Here is an 18067-nt window from a genome sequence, read left to right as displayed (position 1 = left end):
TCCATTGTTGCGGATTTCAGGGAAGGTTTGAGGAAATCGGATTTTATACAATCAGTCACGAACACACAGATCTATGACAGACAGCCATATACTTCACGTAACTTTGGTTATCAAGAAGTGTTAAAATCAGAGTTTCTTCAAGTAGGTTATATAGAACTTGCAGGCGAAATGAAAGGGATAGACATAGATCTACAAAAATTAATATTTCATAGAATACGGCTAGAAATGGAAATCGAACGGGAAAGTAAACGCCGTGAGCATGGAGAAGCGATGCTATCAAATGAGGAATATCAGAGGTTATTCGAAAATAAGGAAGATATACAAGCGTTAATCGAACAAACAAATGAAGAGGGAATGCTTACAGATCGACATAAAATAGAGTATCATAAAAAACACATTGAAGTATCTTTACGTGAATTGCAATCGATCTTACAGTCGACAGCAGATGAGATAGATGAAATATATGCAAATGTAGATTTTTCAATTCAGTCGATGCGACGGTATCATGAAAAGCACTTGTACGCTCTTCATGAAAAAAGGAGAATCTTACAAAAGCAAATTCAGACGAAGCAAATAGAGTTGGAAATGGATGCAGAAAAGATGTGCTTACTTGATGAAGAAGGATTTCTTCCCTATACAAAAAAGACAACCAGAAAGCATTTGATAAAGGCAGTACGATTTGAATTTAATCCAAAATATATGAAATGCAATCCAATCGTGAACGAATCTATACGACATGTTTTGGGGTTACTAGAGAATATAGAAGTCACAGGTATACATATTGCACTCGATTATGCTGTGAACATATCCGATCTCAAAATAAGAGATTTATCCAGCAAAACGGAATATATGATACTCAGTCGTGATAAAACATTAGAAACACTCTATATAGGTGTAAGATCATCTGATAATTGTTTATGTATTTATAATAAGAAGAAAGAAGCGGAACAAAATGGTTCCATTGATCCGTATCCGGATATAGAATATGTAACACGTTTCGAAGCGCGCTTAAGAAAGAAGAAGACCTTAGAACTATGGGAAGAGGATTGGACCCCCTTTGACAACATAATTGTGAGTACATTACAGCAATTGGGACAAATGAATTTGAAATTGAATGATAAAATCATTCTTGATGCAATTATGAGTGATAAGTACGGAAGGTATTGGGGGATGATGGACAAGTATCAAAAGACAGCCTGGAGAAAAAAAATGAAGGATCTTGTCCCGAAAAAGTTAGACATAGCAAAAGATTTTTCCAAAAAAAAGAAGTCACTTAGTGAGGAACTAAATGACTTACTCAATGGTTCGATGCTCCATACAATGTTCACAAATATAGAGCCAAGCAATTAAGCATGAATAATCTACTCAAACTGTATCATGATGTGGGGTTGAAAGCAAGTGAATCCTACTTGAGAAATGAAAGTGAATCATCTGACTACATCTATAAAGAGAAGGAATATGACATTTTTTATGTAGGAATGATGTTCGGTTCGGATATATTTTTTTGTACGAATACCTACTAGGTTCTTAACACGTAAGATGTGTTGTGAACAAAAAGAGGAATGAATGATGGCTATAGAATGTCATGAATCTGAATATCATTCTTGTGAAAAAAGAAATATATATGGGGATAGTTGAGGTTATCCTACAATGGCTTGTTATACAGACGGGATTCTTCATTTTTTACGACGAGTAAGCCCAGGTACTTGCATTGTGTTACAGTATGATGGGCAACGCCCTACCACCACGACATTTCAAGGATTCCAGTACGGTGAAATCATCTTATCTGATTTTGGTGGTTTTCCTATGCTCGCACATCTTGCGATTCAGGCAGTAAATGTGATTGCTCTTGGGTTTCCTGTTTGTAAGCGTCCAAAAATCCACAGAGATTGTGATTGTGTAGATGCGTAAATAAGGTATGTTTGACTGGAAACAGATTTTGTATGTTGTGAAGATCAAAATATATTCCCCCCCAATAGAAAAAAAGCGGGGTATAATGTAACAGGGAAATCTATACGCGTCCTAACGTCTCCTGTATTTTCAGGGGATTTTGTTTTGTAAAATCTTTGTTATTCTCCTCATCGTTATCGTGTATTTCGGATTGAAAGATGAGGGCTGCATTCAACTTTCGTCACTACTAGCCCCCATCGTTATATTCTTCTAGCAATGAGCCTAATAGAATTTCTTTTTGAATGACGAGTTTTAATATATGTTCGATGGCTTGCATATTTCCGCTCTCAATCGTTCCTCGTAATACGTCTGTCAGTGCTTGCTCCATGTTTATAATTGATTGCAATGCGGGACAAGATGACACGGTTACCGAGAAAACTTGTGCGATATAAGTCAACCCCCCTCCTCCGGCAGGGGATGCCACAACGGATGTTGTGGCACTTTTATCGCCTGGACGAACGAAGGGACTCACATCCACCTCTAGTGTATCCCAGAATCCTCTTACTGCATCCATTCCCTCTATACCATCTTGCTCATGAAACGCATCTGTAGAGCGGAGTGTAGCCGTGGGACCTGCGACGACTACGCTGTTACATATCGCCTGATTTCCAGGAGAAGTAGCTTGACTGTCTGCGACGATATAAAAAGTTTTGGCCTCTGGAAATTCCGTTATTTGAAAACCAGAAAAGGTTGTCGAGACGGTATGATTATAGAAAGTAACCCCCCCATCGTGGATGATAACGGTTTTTAACAATAAATTGGGATTGGTAAAGATCAGGATAAGGGAAGCACCTTCCAAAAGTGGAAAAGTTGCTTTTACAAATGGAGAGGAACTGTCGGTATCTCCTGAAGGAAATCCAGTTAATATATTGAGACCATCTGTGACGATTTCTGTCACATCCGCACGAAATACATCCATACTTCCCGCATTCCCACAAGGTGGAGCGATAGAGGAGGCAATGGATTCTCCGGTAATGGGAACACCATTGCATACACCCTGTGCGTTCACAGTCTGGAAATTCAAACGAAGCACAGCCCAATATAGAAAAGCTTTGTAAATCGTAGAACCTTCTGGAATGGACCCTTTCATATTGATTGTTCCGAAACCACGATTCCGCATTCCTATACCTTTTGCCACACAATCTCCTTGTATCGTTTTCTGAAAAAAGGGAGTCAACGGTACCGAAGGTTCCATAATAGACTTCACATCACGATGACAAGCGCTTTTAGAATGTCGCTTTGACATGATACATCTCCTTTGGATTTCACTTGTTGCATAACGGTATTGATTCTTCATGGATAGGAAAATGTGGTTACCCACATTTTATGGAGAGAATTAACATGGGTCATCGAAGGAAGAAAATTCTTCTACTAAAAGTTCCAGGATGATTTCTTTTTTGATAACGAGCTTTAATATTTTTTCAATGGTTTTCGTATTTCCACTTGCTACAGCCGCTTTTAATGCGTCTGCGAGCGCCTGTTCCATATTGGCAACGGCTTGCTTAAAATCATGGTTTGATGTCATACTTTAAGCTCCTTTCTGCATGATGGTAGATGGTACGTGTTATCTTTATAATATTTAGGTTATGCATAGGTATCAAAATGGTTATAGCGGCATCAAAATATTACATAGGGATATCCTGTATGCTCATCAACAGATAGAAAAATAATCGCTTACATTACACGCCTGGAAAATAAAACGACGACCTACTACCATAGATCGTCGCTTGTTGGAAGTTTAGGATGACTTCTGTATTTCATTCGTTTTTTATCAATACCGAAGGTTAGTCAATATCTCGACAGCGTCTTGGACAAGATGCTACAACGGATATTGCATTAATTTGATCAACAGCGATATGGGTAAAGGCTGCACAGTCATCAAAATTATCAAGATCACTTACAATCAGCGTGCAGCCATCAAATGAAACCTCTTGAAAAATAGCATTTACGGGATCTTGAAAACCAAATTGGATACGAATACAAGTTCCTGGACTTAATTTTCGTAGCAACCGAAGAACGCTATTATGTCTACAATGAAAGCGACAACCATCATCAAAATCACAGCGACGGCGACGGCGAAAACCATCATCAAAACGGCACATAGTATGGCCCCCTTTTTTTTCTATCTGTACATCGTATGAAAGAATCTCGTAATTGGTATGGGTATCCGTTGAGTTCGTAAAATAGAAGAGGATGGGGAGCGTTCTACGTCTTTTTTTAAAAACATACATTATGTTGTATGACAAAAAAATGGTATGCAAGGATTGGCAATAAAATAAAGATGTATAGGATGTAGTATGTTTCATGAAATAAAGAAGGGAAATCGAAAACATTATTAGAATATTTTGTATGAGAAATGCATGACCCCTAACTTGTGTGTCATGTTTCTTTTGTTGAAATAGAAGAAATGATGCAAGACAAACCCTTCCGGTTTCTGACAAAAAAATAGGCTTGTTGTAAAGCTTGTAACACGAACTCTTTTGTCATTGTACGATTTTGATTGGTTTTTTTTACTTTGAATTGTTAATTTCATACATGATCATGTACAGGATCATAGTGTTTCGAGTTGGTGGTTGCTTTATATGTTTTTACATCTGATGATTGTAATCCTTATTTTCTCATAATAAACGCTATTACCTCATAAGAGATACGAAGAATGACCAAATATTGATACCTCCATCTCACTCGTAAATGACTTATGAGATAGAGGTATCAATATTTCTGCCGAATACCAAAAGGCAAGGAAGTGTTCGGTAACATGCTATCTACAAATATAAGAATCTCATAAAACTAGATACTCTTGGGTTTGTAGGTACATCCCATCCCTAAAAACCTAACTGAATCATACAAGGAGGCGAGGATATTGAAAGCAGGGCAGTACGGTAGAGAGTATGAAATGATGCAAACTGGAAAACATCATCCACTTCCATTGGAAGGCATGAACCAGTCCGCAGCAACCATAGATAATACGGAACAAGTCCAATCGAGCGTGTCATTTTGTTCAATCGTACAGGTGCCAAATGGCTTTGTGTACGTACCGAACGGTACTCGAAAACTCGCATATAGCCTGTCTGGCTTAGCTACTGTAAAAGAAACCTCTCAGAAAACCATTACAGTAGACAATTGCGGACCGGTGGATGTGACACTGAATCTTTTGAAAGTGGTGGGAAGCATCGCATATATAGTCAATGCACAAGTGCAGGGAGAGTGCGGGGAGAAACAGGGTGCTTCTTCAGGACGTGATAATCAAATTGAGATGAGTCATACGGGGCATATTCCAGTGAATACGGTACTGAAGTTTAGTGTAGCAGATCTTCCAGATTATCAAATAGAAGAAAAAAATGTCATAATTTCAGCATTTGACGTCACGCCGGTGCAAGAGCAAGAAAATCAGTTTCTTCGTTTTACAGGAATATTGAATTTTCAGAATGTTCCGAAGTAGAGTTCATGTTAGAAACTTACAGAATGAGGAAATGATTACCGTACATATGATATGTCATTATCTTGAAACCAGTCCTGATTTTTCATTTCTTTCATTTTAAATCTGTATGTAGTGCAAAAGAAGAACAAATATGGAAGAGTATATGGAAGGATGCAGATGAAATCGAATCAGCCTTCTTGATGGGAAGGCGAGAGAAGGATTGGGGGATTATGAATGAATCAAATGGATCATAACAATGAATATGAAGTCATGGATAGTGGTAGCATGTATCGCCAGCCAAGGTATCCACTTGCGAATGCATCAGGTTCTGAACTGCAAAATATGGGGTATAAAGAGTGGATGGAGATGTGTCCAGATGTAAAACGAGAAATTCTCGGACAGATAGGAATCCGCCCCTATCAGATAGATGAATGGGAGGCTGTTGGAAAGACACTAACGATAGTTACGGGGACAATTGCTGCAATCGCAGGTGTGGCTTCAGCTTCGTTTCCACCATTAATAGTTGTAGCGGGCGTATTCGCAATTATTTCTTTGCTTCTAGATGTGTTGTGGCCGGACTCTGATCCTGCATCTGCGGATTCGCAAAGCACATGGTATGAGTTCATGGATGCTGCAGAAGTGATGGTAGGTAAGAAAATTTCAGAAGTGGTAAAAAGTAGAGCCGATGTTCAATTAAGAATTGTACAGTCACGAATTCAAGATTATCAACAGGCAGCCTGTAATTTCCAAAAATACCCCAATGATGCAAGGTATCAGGAGTTAATAAGGGATGCATTTGATGATGCTGAAGATGCATTGAAAGACGCCATAAAACTCTTTAGTGAACCAAGGTATGAACTCCTACTGTTATTCAATTATATGCAGGCAGCCAATCTTCATTTGCTTTTGTTAAAGGATGTTGTAAGATTTGGAGAAAGCTGGGGATTCCCACAGCAAAGAGTGGATCAATATTATACGAACACGGGTGTAGGTAACCCAGGCATGGTACAATTAATAGTACAATATACAAACTATTCTATGAATCAGTATGAGAGAGGGATAAGGGATAAGGAAGAAGAAACAAAGGGGTCGTTCCACTATCAGGAGGAGTATTTTACGTATCGTACAAATATGACTATGTTGGTGTTAGATCTTGTAGCGCTATGGCCAACATATGATCCATACAGGTATCCGTTAGCTACAGAAGTACAACTCACGCGAAAAGTATTTTCAGCTTGTATTGGCGTTCCAGCGGGGAATTTTGACAAATGGCCTATCGAAATGGGTATGACATGGGATAGCGCTCCTACGCTATTTCGGTGGTTGCAGCTGTTCACTGTTGTAGGTTATCGCAACGCCGACGTTGCTCAACACTTTGCTGGAGTAAACTCAATCTATCGGACCACCAATTCTCCTTATGATATTACGGTCGGGACTGGGAACTCCCCAAGACCTGAGGATAGGATCGAATGGAGAAGTTATGGTGGAAGGTATAACTACGTTCTCGGTAACAGGATCAGTAGTGGACGCCTAAACTACATGAGATTCTTTGATTATACTGGAGGTTCTTTCTATGCCGGATACTCCGGAAGTCCTTTGAGCTACGATACTTATTTTGGAACTCCTTGTAAGGATGTTCCTTTAGAAGCTAATGACCCTGATGTTTGCCAGCCAAATCAATGGCAGGAAAACCCAACCGGTGTTTGTTTTTCAAGCCAATATGGTACTAATAACTTGAATGCGGTTATCCCAGATGGGTACTCGTATATAAATCCCGGTAAACCATTTGCAACTAGTTTTGCTTTTGCCTGGCAATCTAATACATGCGACCCCTCAAATTACCTAAGGCGAGATAAAATTGCCCAAATCCCAGCCGTCAAGGGGAATCGACTAGGACCTAATGATTCTTACGTAATTAGGGGTCCTGGTTTTACAGGAGGAGATTTAGTAGAGCTAAGACCAGGGCTAGTAACAGGGGCAGGGGGAGTATTAGAAGTTCATCTATACAAACCTGTAGGCGTGAACTATGACATGCGATTTCGTTATACGACTGCTACATTTACTCAGTTACAAGTTGTGGTGCTAGATTCAAATCTGAACCCAATAAGAACCTTGCCAACCTTCTCGATGAGCCAAACAACAAATCAGGAATCAAACCTCTTGCGACCTGAGTCATTTTTGTACACGTACACTGAGCGCCTAACCTTAAATCAGCTCGAGAGCATAACGCTCAGAATCACAAACATTGGAACGGGGAAGGTTGTTCTCGACAAAATTGAATTCCTTCCAGTTGGAACAGGGGTGGAAGTGTATGAAGCAGAGAACAGTTTAAACAAAGTACGGAAGACAGTGGGTGCCTTGTTTACGAATGATGCGAAAAATGCGCTGGAATTGAATATCACGGAGTACCAGGTAGATCAGGCCGCAAGACTCGTAGAGTGTATGTCTGATGAGATGTATCCAAAAGAAAAAATGTGTTTACTCGATCAGGTGAAATGTGCGAAGCGACTCAGTCAAGCACGCAATTTGTTAAATGCTGGCGATTTTGAATCTTCCGAATCGTTCGGAGAGAATGCGTGGAAAACAAGTAGTCAGGTAGTTCTTGCATCCGACAATCCACTCTTTAAAGGCCGTTATCTCCATATGTCAGGTGCGAATTATTCCCCGTTTCATGATCAGGTATTCCCGACATATGCGTATCAAAAGATAGAGGAAGCGAAGTTAAAACCATATACACGATATATGGTACGAGGATTTATTGGAAATAGTAAAGATTTAGAAGTGTTTGCCGTAAGGTATGATAAAGAAGTGCACAAAAATATGAACGTACCAAATGATAGTATACTAACCAATCCATGTACGGGAGAATACCCATTAAAACAAGGTTCCTATCCTGTGATGATAAACCAGGTCATCCCGCAAAACATGTCCTGTGGTCCATGTGAAGATGGCTCACAGATGATGATGCAACAAACCAGTATGGTATGTGCAGATCCACATGAATGGGAGTGTCACATTGATACAGGTGAGCTTGATATCAATCAGAATCTGGGCATATGGGTTGGCTTTAAAATTGGAACGACAGATGGCCTAGCGACACTAGATAATATAGAAGTAATCGAAGAAGGTCCGTTAACGGGAGAAGCATTAACTCGTATGAAAAAACGAGAATACAAATGGAAACAAAAGTGGAACGAGAAATACATGAAAATCGAAAAGGCTGTGCAAGTCGCACAACGTGCGATTCAAGGCTTATTCACACATGCAGATCAAAGCCAATTGCAAGCCTCCGTCACATTACAGCATATTATAGACGCGGAGAAATGGGTACAAAACATTCCGTATGTGTATCATCCATTCTTAGTCGGAGCTTTACCAACCGTACCAGGAGAAGCCTATGATATCTTCCAACAACTGTCCGGTGCCGTTGCGAAAGCACGGGTGTTATATGAACAACGTAACGTGCTAAGAAATGGAGACTTCAATGCAGGACTATCGAACTGGCAGGGAACTGAGGGGACGCAGGTACAACAGATAGGGAATACATCTGTGCTCGTCATCTCAGATTGGAGTACAAACGTTTCCCAACAAGTATGTGTCCATCCTGAACATGGCTATGTGTTACGTGTCACAGCGAAAAAAGAAGGTTCAGGGGAAGGCTATGTGAAAATCAGTGATGGTACGGAAGAAAATACAGAAACACTGAAATTTATAGCGGGAGAAAGTGCAACAAGTTTGGTACCACCGATGACGCCGTCTCGTGAATCCTATTATGAGCAAGACATGACGAACTACCCAGCAGAACAAAGTGGATCGCAGACATATGCAAACGGGAATCAAATGAATTACCAATCAGAGAGTTTTGGAATCAATCCGTACGGTGATGAGGATATGATGAACGATCCAGCATCTTATGCGGGAACAGATTGTGGATGTGGCTGCAGTAAAAAGGCATCGATGAGTTATCCACCTAACAACTATGAAATGAATGCCTATGCAGGTAACACAAGCGGGGCCAATCCTACCGGATCAAGTTGTGGATGTGGTTGCCATAGAAAAGTATACACAAGTGAAGATAACATGACTACGTACGCTTCCGAATCCCTGTCTGGTTATATCACGAAAACAGTTGAAATCTTCCCAGAAACGAATCTTGTTTGCATTGAAATCGGAGAAACAGCGGGAACATTCCTAGTGGAAAGTATTGAATTGATTCGAATGGGTTGCGAATGATCGAATAAGTAGCAGACTCCCTGAAGTAGTAGGGAGCCTGTTTTTTATGATATACATCTTAAAATCATTTTGATGTGCTGAAATACGGATTCTTTTTATGGAGGGTTCTTACAATTCATAGCGCTATATTATCCTGTATGCTGAGTAACAGACAGAACAATAATTGCCTGCATTACACGCTGGGAAAATAAAACGACGACCTACTGCTATAGATCGTCGTTCGTTGGAAGTTTAGGATTCCGCCTGCATTTCATTCGTTTTTTATCCATACAGAAGGTTAGTCAATATCTCGACAGCGTCTTGGACAAGAAGCTACAACGGATATCGCGTTAATTTGATCAACAGCGATATAGGTAAAAGCTGCACAGTCATCAAAATCATCAAGATTACTTACAATCAGCGTGCAGCCATCAAATGAAACCTCTTGAAAAATAGCATTTACGGGATTTTGAAAACCAAATTGGATGCGAATACAAGTTCCTGGACTTAATTTTCGTAGCAAACGACGAATATGATTATGTCTACAATCAAAGCGACGACGGCGAAAATCGTCATCAAAATCATGATCAAAACGGCACATAGTATGGCCCCCTTTTTTCCTTTTTCTATCTGTACATCGTATGACAGAACTTCGTAATTGATATGGGTATACGTTGAGTTCATAAAATAGAAGAGGATAGGAAGCGTTCTACTTATTTTAAAAAATCCCCCATTTAATGATAGGTCAATAAAATAGATATAGAAAAAAAACAAGTCTGCAGCTATTTTAGAAGACGCAGAACAGGTGAATCCTCATATTTCTTTCTGTTGTAGCATAAACATGCCAGATGGAAAGAAAAAAGTGATGTATGGTTTATCTCAGCTATCAAAAGGAAGTCAATTTCTTCGATTGATAGAAACGCTAACTTTTTAGCATAGCCCTCTTATCCCACTATATTGGTATGGGATAAGAGGGCTAAAACTGAAATGGAGGATTGTCGATGAATCAAAAATGTAATCATAATGAATATGAGACACTGGATAGTGATAGCATGCCTTGTCAGCTGAGGTATCCACTTGCGAATGTACCAGGTTCTGAGTTGCAAAACATGAATGATCAAAATGTGATGAACATGAGTGTTGGAAGGGCCTACAATATAGCGCAACAGGCAAATGTAAATGAGGCTGTCTCTACAGCGTTAAGTGTTACTGAAGCTACTCTTTCAAACACCGGAACAGCTCGTAGTAGTGTAGCACTTGCAGCGAAAGGTATTGCTGCCATTTTTAAAATCCTCTGGAAACAACGTAAACAACAAACGCAATGGCGACAATTCATGGATGCAGTAGAATACCTTATAGATAAAAATATTACAATTGCCGTACGAAGCAAAGCTATTTCAGAATTAGAAGGTGTAGAAGCTACCCTGGAGTTATATCAGGAGGCAGCCCAGGATTGGAATCAAAATCCTAGTAATGCAGCTACTCAAGCACGGGTACTTTCACAATTCCGTATTACGAATTCGTTTATGGAGTATGCTATGCCCTCATTTCGAGTGCTGGATTTTGAGGTTCCTTTACTAACCGTGTATGCACAAGCAGCTAATTTACATTTGCTCTTATTACAAGATGCAGTTAACTTCGGAAAGGACTGGGGGATGACCCCGGCAGAAGTTGTGGATTTTAATACTAGGTTTCGAAGACGTACAGCAGATTACACGGATTATTGTGTGAATACCTATAAGGTAGGTTTAGACAAAGCCGTCGCCTTAAAACCGAATATAAAAGACTATAATAAATATCCATATTTAAAAGGGTATACCACTAGTGGATCTACGACTGATTTTTACATTCCCGTGATTCATTGGAATCTTATGAATGATTTTCGAAGAGACGTGACTCTTATGGCATTAGACTTGGTAGCAATATGGCCAACATATGATATAGAAAAATATACAAACCCCAATGGTGTGAATATTCAATTATCAAGGGAGGTCTATTCAACAGCGTACGGTAAAGTTGAAAATAAATCGCAAAATTGGGAAGTTATCGAACGTAATTTTGTGCGGTCACCTCATCTCGTTACGTGGCTAACAAACTTAGCCTTTTATATGTCATCAAATCCTGGCTATTTTGATTTGGAGCAATATGCAGGGATAAAGAGCAGGCTGTCTCTCACAGGCAGTAATTCCACCTGGGAGGAAGGGCTGTCACCTGTTCAGGCATATTCTTCGATCCAGAACGTTACATCTAATGACATTGGTGGCCTGAGAATAACAACTAATGAAGTCACGTGTGCATTTGATTTTAAGAATCCTATAGGTGCAAGGATTAAGGCTTTTGGAAAATGTTATGAGTCGTCCTTCGGGGGGCAGTATGCGTATGTACATGAGGCAAGTATATCTCCTCCTTCCAGTTCTTATCCAGCCACGCATCGCCTATCCTATGGAAATGCAATGGAATCTAAACTTGCAAGTGGCACTAAGGGGTTAAAGTGTGTAGGATTATTTGGATTTGGCTGGTTGCATAACAGCTTAACACCAGAAAATACAATAGTATCTGATAAAACGACTCAAATTCCGGCGGTGAAAGGAAATGCCGTAGATAATGGCGCTACGGTGGTAAGAGGTCCTGGTAGTACGGGAGGGGATCTTGTAAGATTACCTGCGTATAATCAGCAATGGACACAATTGCGTGTGAAAGTAAGACCGTCCGCCACTGCACGAACAAGAGGATATAAAGTTCGAATCCGATACGCAAGTGAAGGTAATGCCAATCTATTTGTAGGGAGGTATGATGATTCTTACGGATGGCGGGAAAACGATAACTATCCGGTTGAACGAACGTTTTCCGGAAGTATGACATATAGCGCTTTCACTTACTTGGATACCTTCAATTTTTCCGCAAATGAAGAAGAATTTAAAATAGAGCTACGTTGTAATAGTGGTGGCCCTATCTATATTGATAAAATTGAATTTATTCCAGAACCAGAACCACCAACGCCAGAACTACCAGTAACTCCTGGTATCTATCAAATCGTGACAGCTTTAAATAATAGTAGTGTTGTAGATATGGATCCAAGCACTAAGAATGTTCACTTATGGCAAAATGGTAATGCTGCTAACCAAAAATGGAGGTTCGTTTATGATTCGGGTCAAGGAGCGTATCAAATTAAAAATATAGCGGATGAAAATTTAGTATTAACTTGGCAGCGGTCGGAAGGAGATAATGTGAGAGCAGTCTCTAATGCAAACCGTCCAGAGCAGTATTGGATCATTCAACAGAGCGTTGTAGATACAGAATATGTTTTTTTACAAAATAAGTCTAATCAAACTAGAGTATTAGATGTAAGTGGTTCTGGTACTGCAAATGGAACAAATATTGGAGTATACACTAATAACGGCACCACAAATAAAAAATTCAAACTTACTAGGTTGAGTTAAAACGATGTAGTGTAATTATTTTTGGTTAAAATATACATTTAACACGCATCTTAAAGCAAAGCTCACGAAGGAGGATGTTCAATGAATTACAATGTGACAAAAGCGCGAGAGGCGGTCCATGCCTTGTTTTCGAATCCAACGACCTTACAATTGAACGTCACAGATTATCAGGTGGATCAGGTGGCAACATTAGTAGAGTGTCTATCTGATCAAATCCATCCAAAAGAAAAAATGTGTTTGCTGGATCAAGTGAAATGTGCAAAACGCTTGAGTCGGGAACGGAATCTATTAAACTATGGAGATTTTGACTCTTCAGATTGGTCTGGCGTAGATGGATGGAACATAAGTGCTCATGTATACACGATAGCGGATAATCCGATCTTTAAAGATCATTATCTCAATCTGCCAAGTGCAAATCATCCCATATTGAGTGATAAAATATTTCCAACGTATGCATATCAAAAGATAGAGGAAGCAAAGTTAAAACCATATACCCGCTACATCGTACGAGGATTTGTGGGGAATAGTACAGATTTAGAAATATTCGTCGCGAGATATGATAAAGAAGTGCATAAGAAAATGAATGTACCGAATGATATCATCCCAATCAATCCGTGTACAGGAGAATCTTTATTGCAATCAACTCCGTATCCCGTTATGTCAAGCAATAGGATGCCGCAAGACATGTGGTGTAATCCATGTGAGAATGGATATCAGACTGCAGCCGGGATGATGGTTCAACAGACAAATATGGTGTGTCAAGATCCACATGAATTTAAGTTCCCTATTGATATAGGTGAGCTCGATATGGAGCGAGATCTAGGCATCTGGGTTGGGTTTAAAGTGGGAACGACAGATGGTATGGCAACACTAGATAATATAGAAGTGGTAGAAGTAGGACCGCTAACGGGAGATACCTTAACTCGTATGCAAAAACGAGAGCCAAAATGGAAGAAAAAATGGGTAGAGAAACAAATGAAGGTTGAAAAGGCGGTACAAATCGCACGAGATGCGATGCAGACGTTATTCACAAATTCTAATCAAAATCGTTTGCAAACGGCTATCACATTACAGGATATTTTACGTGCGGAACAATTGGTGCAGAACATTCCATATGTATACAATGCATTCTTACAAGGGGATGTATCAGGAGTACCGGGTGTAGCGTATGCATATGACATGTTTCAACAACTTTCCGACGTCGTTGCGACAGCCCGGTGGTTATATGATCAGCGAAATGTGCTGATTAATGGGGGTTTCACTGCGGGATTGTCAAACTGGAATCGCACAGAAGGTGCAGACGTACAACAGATTGGAGAGGAATCTGTGCTCGTGATTTCAGACTGGAGTGCAACCATTTCGCAACAGGTGTGTGTGGAACCAGAACATAGCTATGTGTTACGTGTAACGGCAAGAAAAGAAGGATCTGGAGAAGGCTATGTGACGATTAGTGATGGTACGGAAGAAAATACAGAAACATTGAAGTTGATAGCTGGTGAAGGGGCGACAAGTCCGGCCGCATCTAATAACCGTTCTACACTTCGCGAACGCTATACTGAGCGTAATATGGTGACCTCTTATACAGAAGCATATGGAACAAATGGGTATGTTAGAAATCAAGATATGTCGAACTATCCATCAGACAATTATGGAAGAAATGCATATCCTGGCGCTACTCCTATGAATGATCAATCAGAGAGTTTTGGATTTACTCCGTACAGTGATGAAAATAGTATGATGAATGATCCATCGAACCATTACGAAATGAATGCATACCCTGGCAATATCAATATGCCAACGAATCAAGGGGCGGTGTGCAAATGCGGTTGCAATAAAAACGCATATCCGAATGAGAATATGACGATGAGCAACTATTCACCAAATCATTATGAACCCAATGTATATCTTAGCAACACAAACATGACCAATCATCAGGGAATGGGCTGTGGATGTGATGATAGCGTCGATGAATATCCGATGGTAGAAGAAAGTACCCTTGACCTTTCTGATTATGTAACGAAAACGGTGGAAATCTTCCCAGAAACGAATCGCGTGTGTATTGAGATTGGAGAGACAGCGGGAACATTTATGATAGAAAGTATAGAATTGATTCGAATGGATTGCGAATGATCCATTAGGTAGCAGGCTCCCTGAAGTAGTAGGGAGCCTGCTTGTTATGATATAAAACGTGAAACAATTTTTATGTGTAGAGAGGAAAATTGCTTCTATGGATGTTTCTTACAATTAACGACGCTCGCATTCTCGTGGAAGATCACATGGAATGGAACCCAGCGTAATTACATTAATCTTATCAACTACCAGATGCGCAAGTCCTGGAAAACAGTCAAAGTCAGATAAAATCACAAGTCCATTTTGAAAACCTTGAAATGTTCCTGTTGTTGGTGGTTGACAGTCGTATTGTATGATAATACATGTACCAGGGCTTAAGCGTCTTAAAAAATGTAGAATGCCATTTGTATAGTAACCTGCACTATAATTTTGATAAATCTCATTCTCGAGTGGTCTTTGCTCACATTGACAATGATTGTGTTCGTTTTTCATTTTATCAGGCCTCCTTATGTTTACAGTGCACTCTATGTCTGTAGAAACAATTGGGTGTATGTACCATAAAAAAAGGTAACTACTCAGCCTCCAAAAGGAGGCTGAGTAGTTACCCTTTTATTCTACATCTATACCAATCGGGCTATCTTCCACTACGATTGTATCCACCACAACATTATCTTTTACCTTGATCACCGATACATTATTTGAACCAAAATTTGCTACATAAACAAATTTTCCATCCGAAGTAATCGTGATCCCTCTTGGCTGAAGGCCAACAGGGATCGTTGTAATTACAATATTTTGTTTTATATCAATGACAGACACAGCATTCGCCCCAAAGTTTGCTACATAAGCAAACTTTCCATCTCGAGTCATAACAATCCCTCTTGGTTGAGGGTTTACAGGTATGGTGTCAACAACCATGCTTTGTTGGACATTTATGACAGACACAGTATTTGAATTACTGTTTGTTACGTAAGCAAATTGTCCGTTTGGTGTGAACATAACTTGTCTTGGCCCATCCCCAACCGCTATTGTACCAATCACCATATTCGTTTTCGTGTTAATTATAGATATATTATCGGTTCCATCATTCGGAACATATAAAAGTTGATCATTTGGTGAAACAGCGCCTAAAATAGGTCCATCCCCAACCGGAATTGTTGCAATTACCAAATTTGTCTTACTATCAATAACTGATACAGTATCTGAACCATTATTCATCACATACACACGTTTTCCGTTCGGACTAATGACAATACCAGCGGGATGATTTCCAACAGGTATGATAGTACTAACACTTTGCTGTTTTACATCTATCACGAATACATTATCTGAATCAAAATTTGCTACATAAGCAAATTTTCCATTTGGAGTAATGGCTACACCATATGGACCTGTACCAACAGATAGATTGTTTATTACAGTATTTGTTTTGGTATCAAATATGGTAACAGTATTTGAACCACTATTTGCAGTAAATCCTAATTTCGCCATCTGACACGCCCCTTATTTCATCTTTCTTTTTTGTTTGAATGATTACATGTTAGTATTGTTACACTCTTGGTTCTATTACAAAGTTAATTTTAAAAATTGAGTGATTCGAATAAAATTATTTTATGTGATTTTATGGAGAAGTTTCTCCACAGATAAGAAATGTTTGCACCAGAACGGATTTGACTATAGACAGGTAAAAATCAGTTTGACAGCTTATCCAAATATGTGTGTAGACAAGTACACCCTTTAAGAGATGTATACATATAATGAAATGATAAAAAATATATTATCTATCTGTTTCTATCAATGGATAAGGATAGAAATTTGATTCTATGAAAATGGAGGGAATGTGTATATGTGCAGACAATGTCATCATGATTCTCATCATAAAAGAATGTCTTCACCCATCTGTCAATTTTTGAAAACATTAACAGCGGGGGATGATGTGGATACACTCATTATTGGTGGACATGATAAAAGTGTAGATGCGTTTGTAAGTTTTGATAGAAAAACTGGAGTTGCGACATTTGTTCGAAATAATGGTACGGTATTTGTCGTAGGTTGTGATCAAATCGATGCAATTCTGATTGATGATTAGTAGAATACAATCAAAATTGGGTAAAAAAGAGACAAGCTTTTTCAAGGATGTAAGAATAGAACCATTCTGACTGAAATCAGTAAGAGAATGGCTACTTTATTACTACTAAGTAGGTAAGTCAAGCACGTTCTGATTTTATGCTTTGTGTTTATTATGATGAAATCATAATATGTATGGGTTACACAAAAGGAATACAGTTTTATCATGTCTTTTGATAGAAAAAAGCTGAGTAGTTACTTTTTTTCTATCAAAAAATGTACACTCATTATGAAAAAAAGACGAAATCTGTTCTATGTCCCTTTTGAAACTATGTATGTGTGGATTCATATGTTATAATGAGAAAAATTTCGTTTCGTTTGACGAAATCCCTAGAAAGTATCGTGGAAATCCCCTAACAAATAAGTTAGGGGATTTTTTTGTGAAGAGGCGCAAAGTTATTTATATATATAATCAATATAGAGCGTTGACAGAATATGAAAAGGAGCGCATATTCTGAGTCAGCAATTTCATAACAATGGGAATAAAATAGAGGAGAGATGCCCCCCCCCCTTTTTTTTGTAAAGAAGTCACCGTTTCAAAATGTATACGTTTTGAAACGGGGCTTTCTTTACCGCTTTTACACTTCATAATAATAACAAAATGAATTTTGAAACATGTCATGTGCATGGTACAGAATATGACATGAAAATATGATACATTTATCCTATAACATCTCAAATTCTAGCATACAGGTTCAAAGATAGATAGGAGGAATTTATATGAGGAGATTTTTTTATATAAGAGTTAGTAGTAAAGGTCAATCGATAGAAAGACAGTTGGCAGCGGCATCAGAACTTGAAATTAGTGAAGAATATATATGTATAGTAGAGCAAGTGGAAAAGACTT

General features: G+C 39.0%; 14 protein-coding genes. 8 read left to right on the top strand and 6 right to left on the bottom strand.

Annotated features, from left to right (window positions below; translation table 11 throughout):
• A partial coding sequence (locus ACP6L7_RS35160; protein ID WP_430529846.1) for a replication initiation factor domain-containing protein occupies positions 1 to 1350 on the top strand: 1350 nt, incomplete at its 5' end.
• Positions 1351 to 1650: 300 nt separating this feature from the next.
• The gene (locus ACP6L7_RS35155; protein ID WP_430529169.1) at positions 1651 to 1911 is read left to right on the top strand and encodes a hypothetical protein; all 261 of its coding nucleotides are present in this window, start codon (positions 1651 to 1653) and stop codon (positions 1909 to 1911) included.
• A gap of 226 nt (positions 1912 to 2137) precedes the next feature.
• Here ACP6L7_RS35155 and ACP6L7_RS35150 read toward each other — a convergent pair whose 3' ends face one another.
• The 3 genes from ACP6L7_RS35150 to ACP6L7_RS35140 all read right to left on the bottom strand — a co-directional run bounded on the left by ACP6L7_RS35150 (position 2138) and on the right by ACP6L7_RS35140 (position 4052).
• The gene (locus ACP6L7_RS35150; RefSeq protein ID WP_430529168.1) at positions 2138 to 3196 is read right to left on the bottom strand and encodes a hypothetical protein; all 1059 of its coding nucleotides are present in this window, start codon (positions 3194 to 3196) and stop codon (positions 2138 to 2140) included.
• A gap of 90 nt (positions 3197 to 3286) precedes the next feature.
• Positions 3287 to 3475 (bottom strand): hypothetical protein, encoded by a 189-nt coding sequence (locus ACP6L7_RS35145; RefSeq protein ID WP_430529167.1) that lies wholly within the window; start codon positions 3473 to 3475, stop codon positions 3287 to 3289.
• A 259-nt stretch (positions 3476 to 3734) separates the two neighbouring features.
• Positions 3735 to 4052, bottom strand: a complete 318-nt coding sequence (locus tag ACP6L7_RS35140; protein WP_430529166.1) for a hypothetical protein — start codon at positions 4050 to 4052, stop codon at positions 3735 to 3737.
• A 761-nt stretch (positions 4053 to 4813) separates the two neighbouring features.
• Between ACP6L7_RS35140 and ACP6L7_RS35135 the strand changes: the two genes are divergently transcribed.
• The 3 genes from ACP6L7_RS35135 to ACP6L7_RS35125 all read left to right on the top strand — a co-directional run bounded on the left by ACP6L7_RS35135 (position 4814) and on the right by ACP6L7_RS35125 (position 9604).
• Positions 4814 to 5392, top strand: a complete 579-nt coding sequence (locus ACP6L7_RS35135; RefSeq protein WP_430529756.1) for a hypothetical protein — start codon at positions 4814 to 4816, stop codon at positions 5390 to 5392.
• A 62-nt stretch (positions 5393 to 5454) separates the two neighbouring features.
• The gene (locus ACP6L7_RS35130; RefSeq protein ID WP_430529755.1) at positions 5455 to 5625 is read left to right on the top strand and encodes a hypothetical protein; all 171 of its coding nucleotides are present in this window, start codon (positions 5455 to 5457) and stop codon (positions 5623 to 5625) included.
• Positions 5606 to 9604 carry an insecticidal delta-endotoxin Cry8Ea1 family protein gene (locus ACP6L7_RS35125; protein ID WP_430529754.1) on the top strand — a complete coding sequence of 1333 codons (3999 nt, stop codon included), beginning with the start codon at positions 5606 to 5608 and terminating at the stop codon, positions 9602 to 9604. Before ACP6L7_RS35130 ends, ACP6L7_RS35125 begins: the two co-directional genes overlap by 20 nt.
• A 277-nt stretch (positions 9605 to 9881) precedes the next feature.
• Here ACP6L7_RS35125 and ACP6L7_RS35120 read toward each other — a convergent pair whose 3' ends face one another.
• On the bottom strand, positions 9882 to 10184 hold the full coding sequence (locus ACP6L7_RS35120; RefSeq protein ID WP_430529753.1) for a hypothetical protein: 303 nt from the start codon (positions 10182 to 10184) through the stop codon (positions 9882 to 9884).
• A gap of 400 nt (positions 10185 to 10584) precedes the next feature.
• Between ACP6L7_RS35120 and ACP6L7_RS35115 the strand changes: the two genes are divergently transcribed.
• Both ACP6L7_RS35115 and ACP6L7_RS35110 read left to right on the top strand, forming a co-directional pair.
• Positions 10585 to 13023, top strand: coding sequence for an insecticidal delta-endotoxin Cry8Ea1 family protein (locus tag ACP6L7_RS35115; RefSeq protein WP_430529752.1), 2439 nt, complete (start codon positions 10585 to 10587; stop codon positions 13021 to 13023).
• An 81-nt stretch (positions 13024 to 13104) separates the two neighbouring features.
• Positions 13105 to 15153, top strand: coding sequence for a hypothetical protein (locus ACP6L7_RS35110; protein WP_430529751.1), 2049 nt, complete (start codon positions 13105 to 13107; stop codon positions 15151 to 15153).
• Between the two features lie 114 nt (positions 15154 to 15267).
• Here ACP6L7_RS35110 and ACP6L7_RS35105 read toward each other — a convergent pair whose 3' ends face one another.
• Positions 15268 to 15585, bottom strand: a complete 318-nt coding sequence (locus ACP6L7_RS35105) for a hypothetical protein (RefSeq protein WP_430529162.1) — start codon at positions 15583 to 15585, stop codon at positions 15268 to 15270.
• A 117-nt stretch (positions 15586 to 15702) separates the two neighbouring features.
• A complete protein-coding gene (locus ACP6L7_RS35100; RefSeq protein WP_430529161.1) occupies positions 15703 to 16584 on the bottom strand; it encodes a beta-propeller fold lactonase family protein in 882 nt (293 codons plus the stop codon).
• A 355-nt stretch (positions 16585 to 16939) separates the two neighbouring features.
• Between ACP6L7_RS35100 and ACP6L7_RS35095 the strand changes: the two genes are divergently transcribed.
• Positions 16940 to 17182 (top strand): hypothetical protein, encoded by a 243-nt coding sequence (locus tag ACP6L7_RS35095; RefSeq protein ID WP_430529160.1) that lies wholly within the window; start codon positions 16940 to 16942, stop codon positions 17180 to 17182.
• Positions 17183 to 18067 lie beyond the last annotated feature (885 nt).

The organism is Bacillus silvicola (genome assembly GCF_050524305.1).
Classification (GTDB): Bacteria; Bacillota; Bacilli; order Bacillales; family Bacillaceae_G; genus Bacillus_A; species Bacillus_A cereus_AT.
Note: the sequence above shows the minus strand (reverse complement) of the source record. Positions and strands in the feature narration are given on the sequence as shown.

Excerpts from the sequence above, each read along its gene's own strand:
- ACP6L7_RS35155 (WP_430529169.1), top strand. The coding sequence starts at position 1,651 with ATGGCTTGTTATACAGACGGGATTCTTCATTTTTTACGACGAGTAAGC.
- ACP6L7_RS35150 (WP_430529168.1), bottom strand. The coding sequence starts at position 3,196 with ATGTCAAAGCGACATTCTAAAAGCGCTTGTCATCGTGATGTGAAGTCT.
- ACP6L7_RS35145 (WP_430529167.1), bottom strand. The coding sequence starts at position 3,475 with ATGACATCAAACCATGATTTTAAGCAAGCCGTTGCCAATATGGAACAG.
- ACP6L7_RS35140 (WP_430529166.1), bottom strand. The coding sequence starts at position 4,052 with ATGTGCCGTTTTGATGATGGTTTTCGCCGTCGCCGTCGCTGTGATTTT.
- ACP6L7_RS35125 (WP_430529754.1), top strand. The coding sequence starts at position 5,606 with ATGAATCAAATGGATCATAACAATGAATATGAAGTCATGGATAGTGGT.
- ACP6L7_RS35120 (WP_430529753.1), bottom strand. The coding sequence starts at position 10,184 with ATGTGCCGTTTTGATCATGATTTTGATGACGATTTTCGCCGTCGTCGC.
- ACP6L7_RS35115 (WP_430529752.1), top strand. The coding sequence starts at position 10,585 with ATGAATCAAAAATGTAATCATAATGAATATGAGACACTGGATAGTGAT.
- ACP6L7_RS35110 (WP_430529751.1), top strand. The coding sequence starts at position 13,105 with ATGAATTACAATGTGACAAAAGCGCGAGAGGCGGTCCATGCCTTGTTT.
- ACP6L7_RS35105 (WP_430529162.1), bottom strand. The coding sequence starts at position 15,585 with ATGAAAAACGAACACAATCATTGTCAATGTGAGCAAAGACCACTCGAG.
- ACP6L7_RS35100 (WP_430529161.1), bottom strand. The coding sequence starts at position 16,584 with ATGGCGAAATTAGGATTTACTGCAAATAGTGGTTCAAATACTGTTACC.
- ACP6L7_RS35095 (WP_430529160.1), top strand. The coding sequence starts at position 16,940 with ATGTGCAGACAATGTCATCATGATTCTCATCATAAAAGAATGTCTTCA.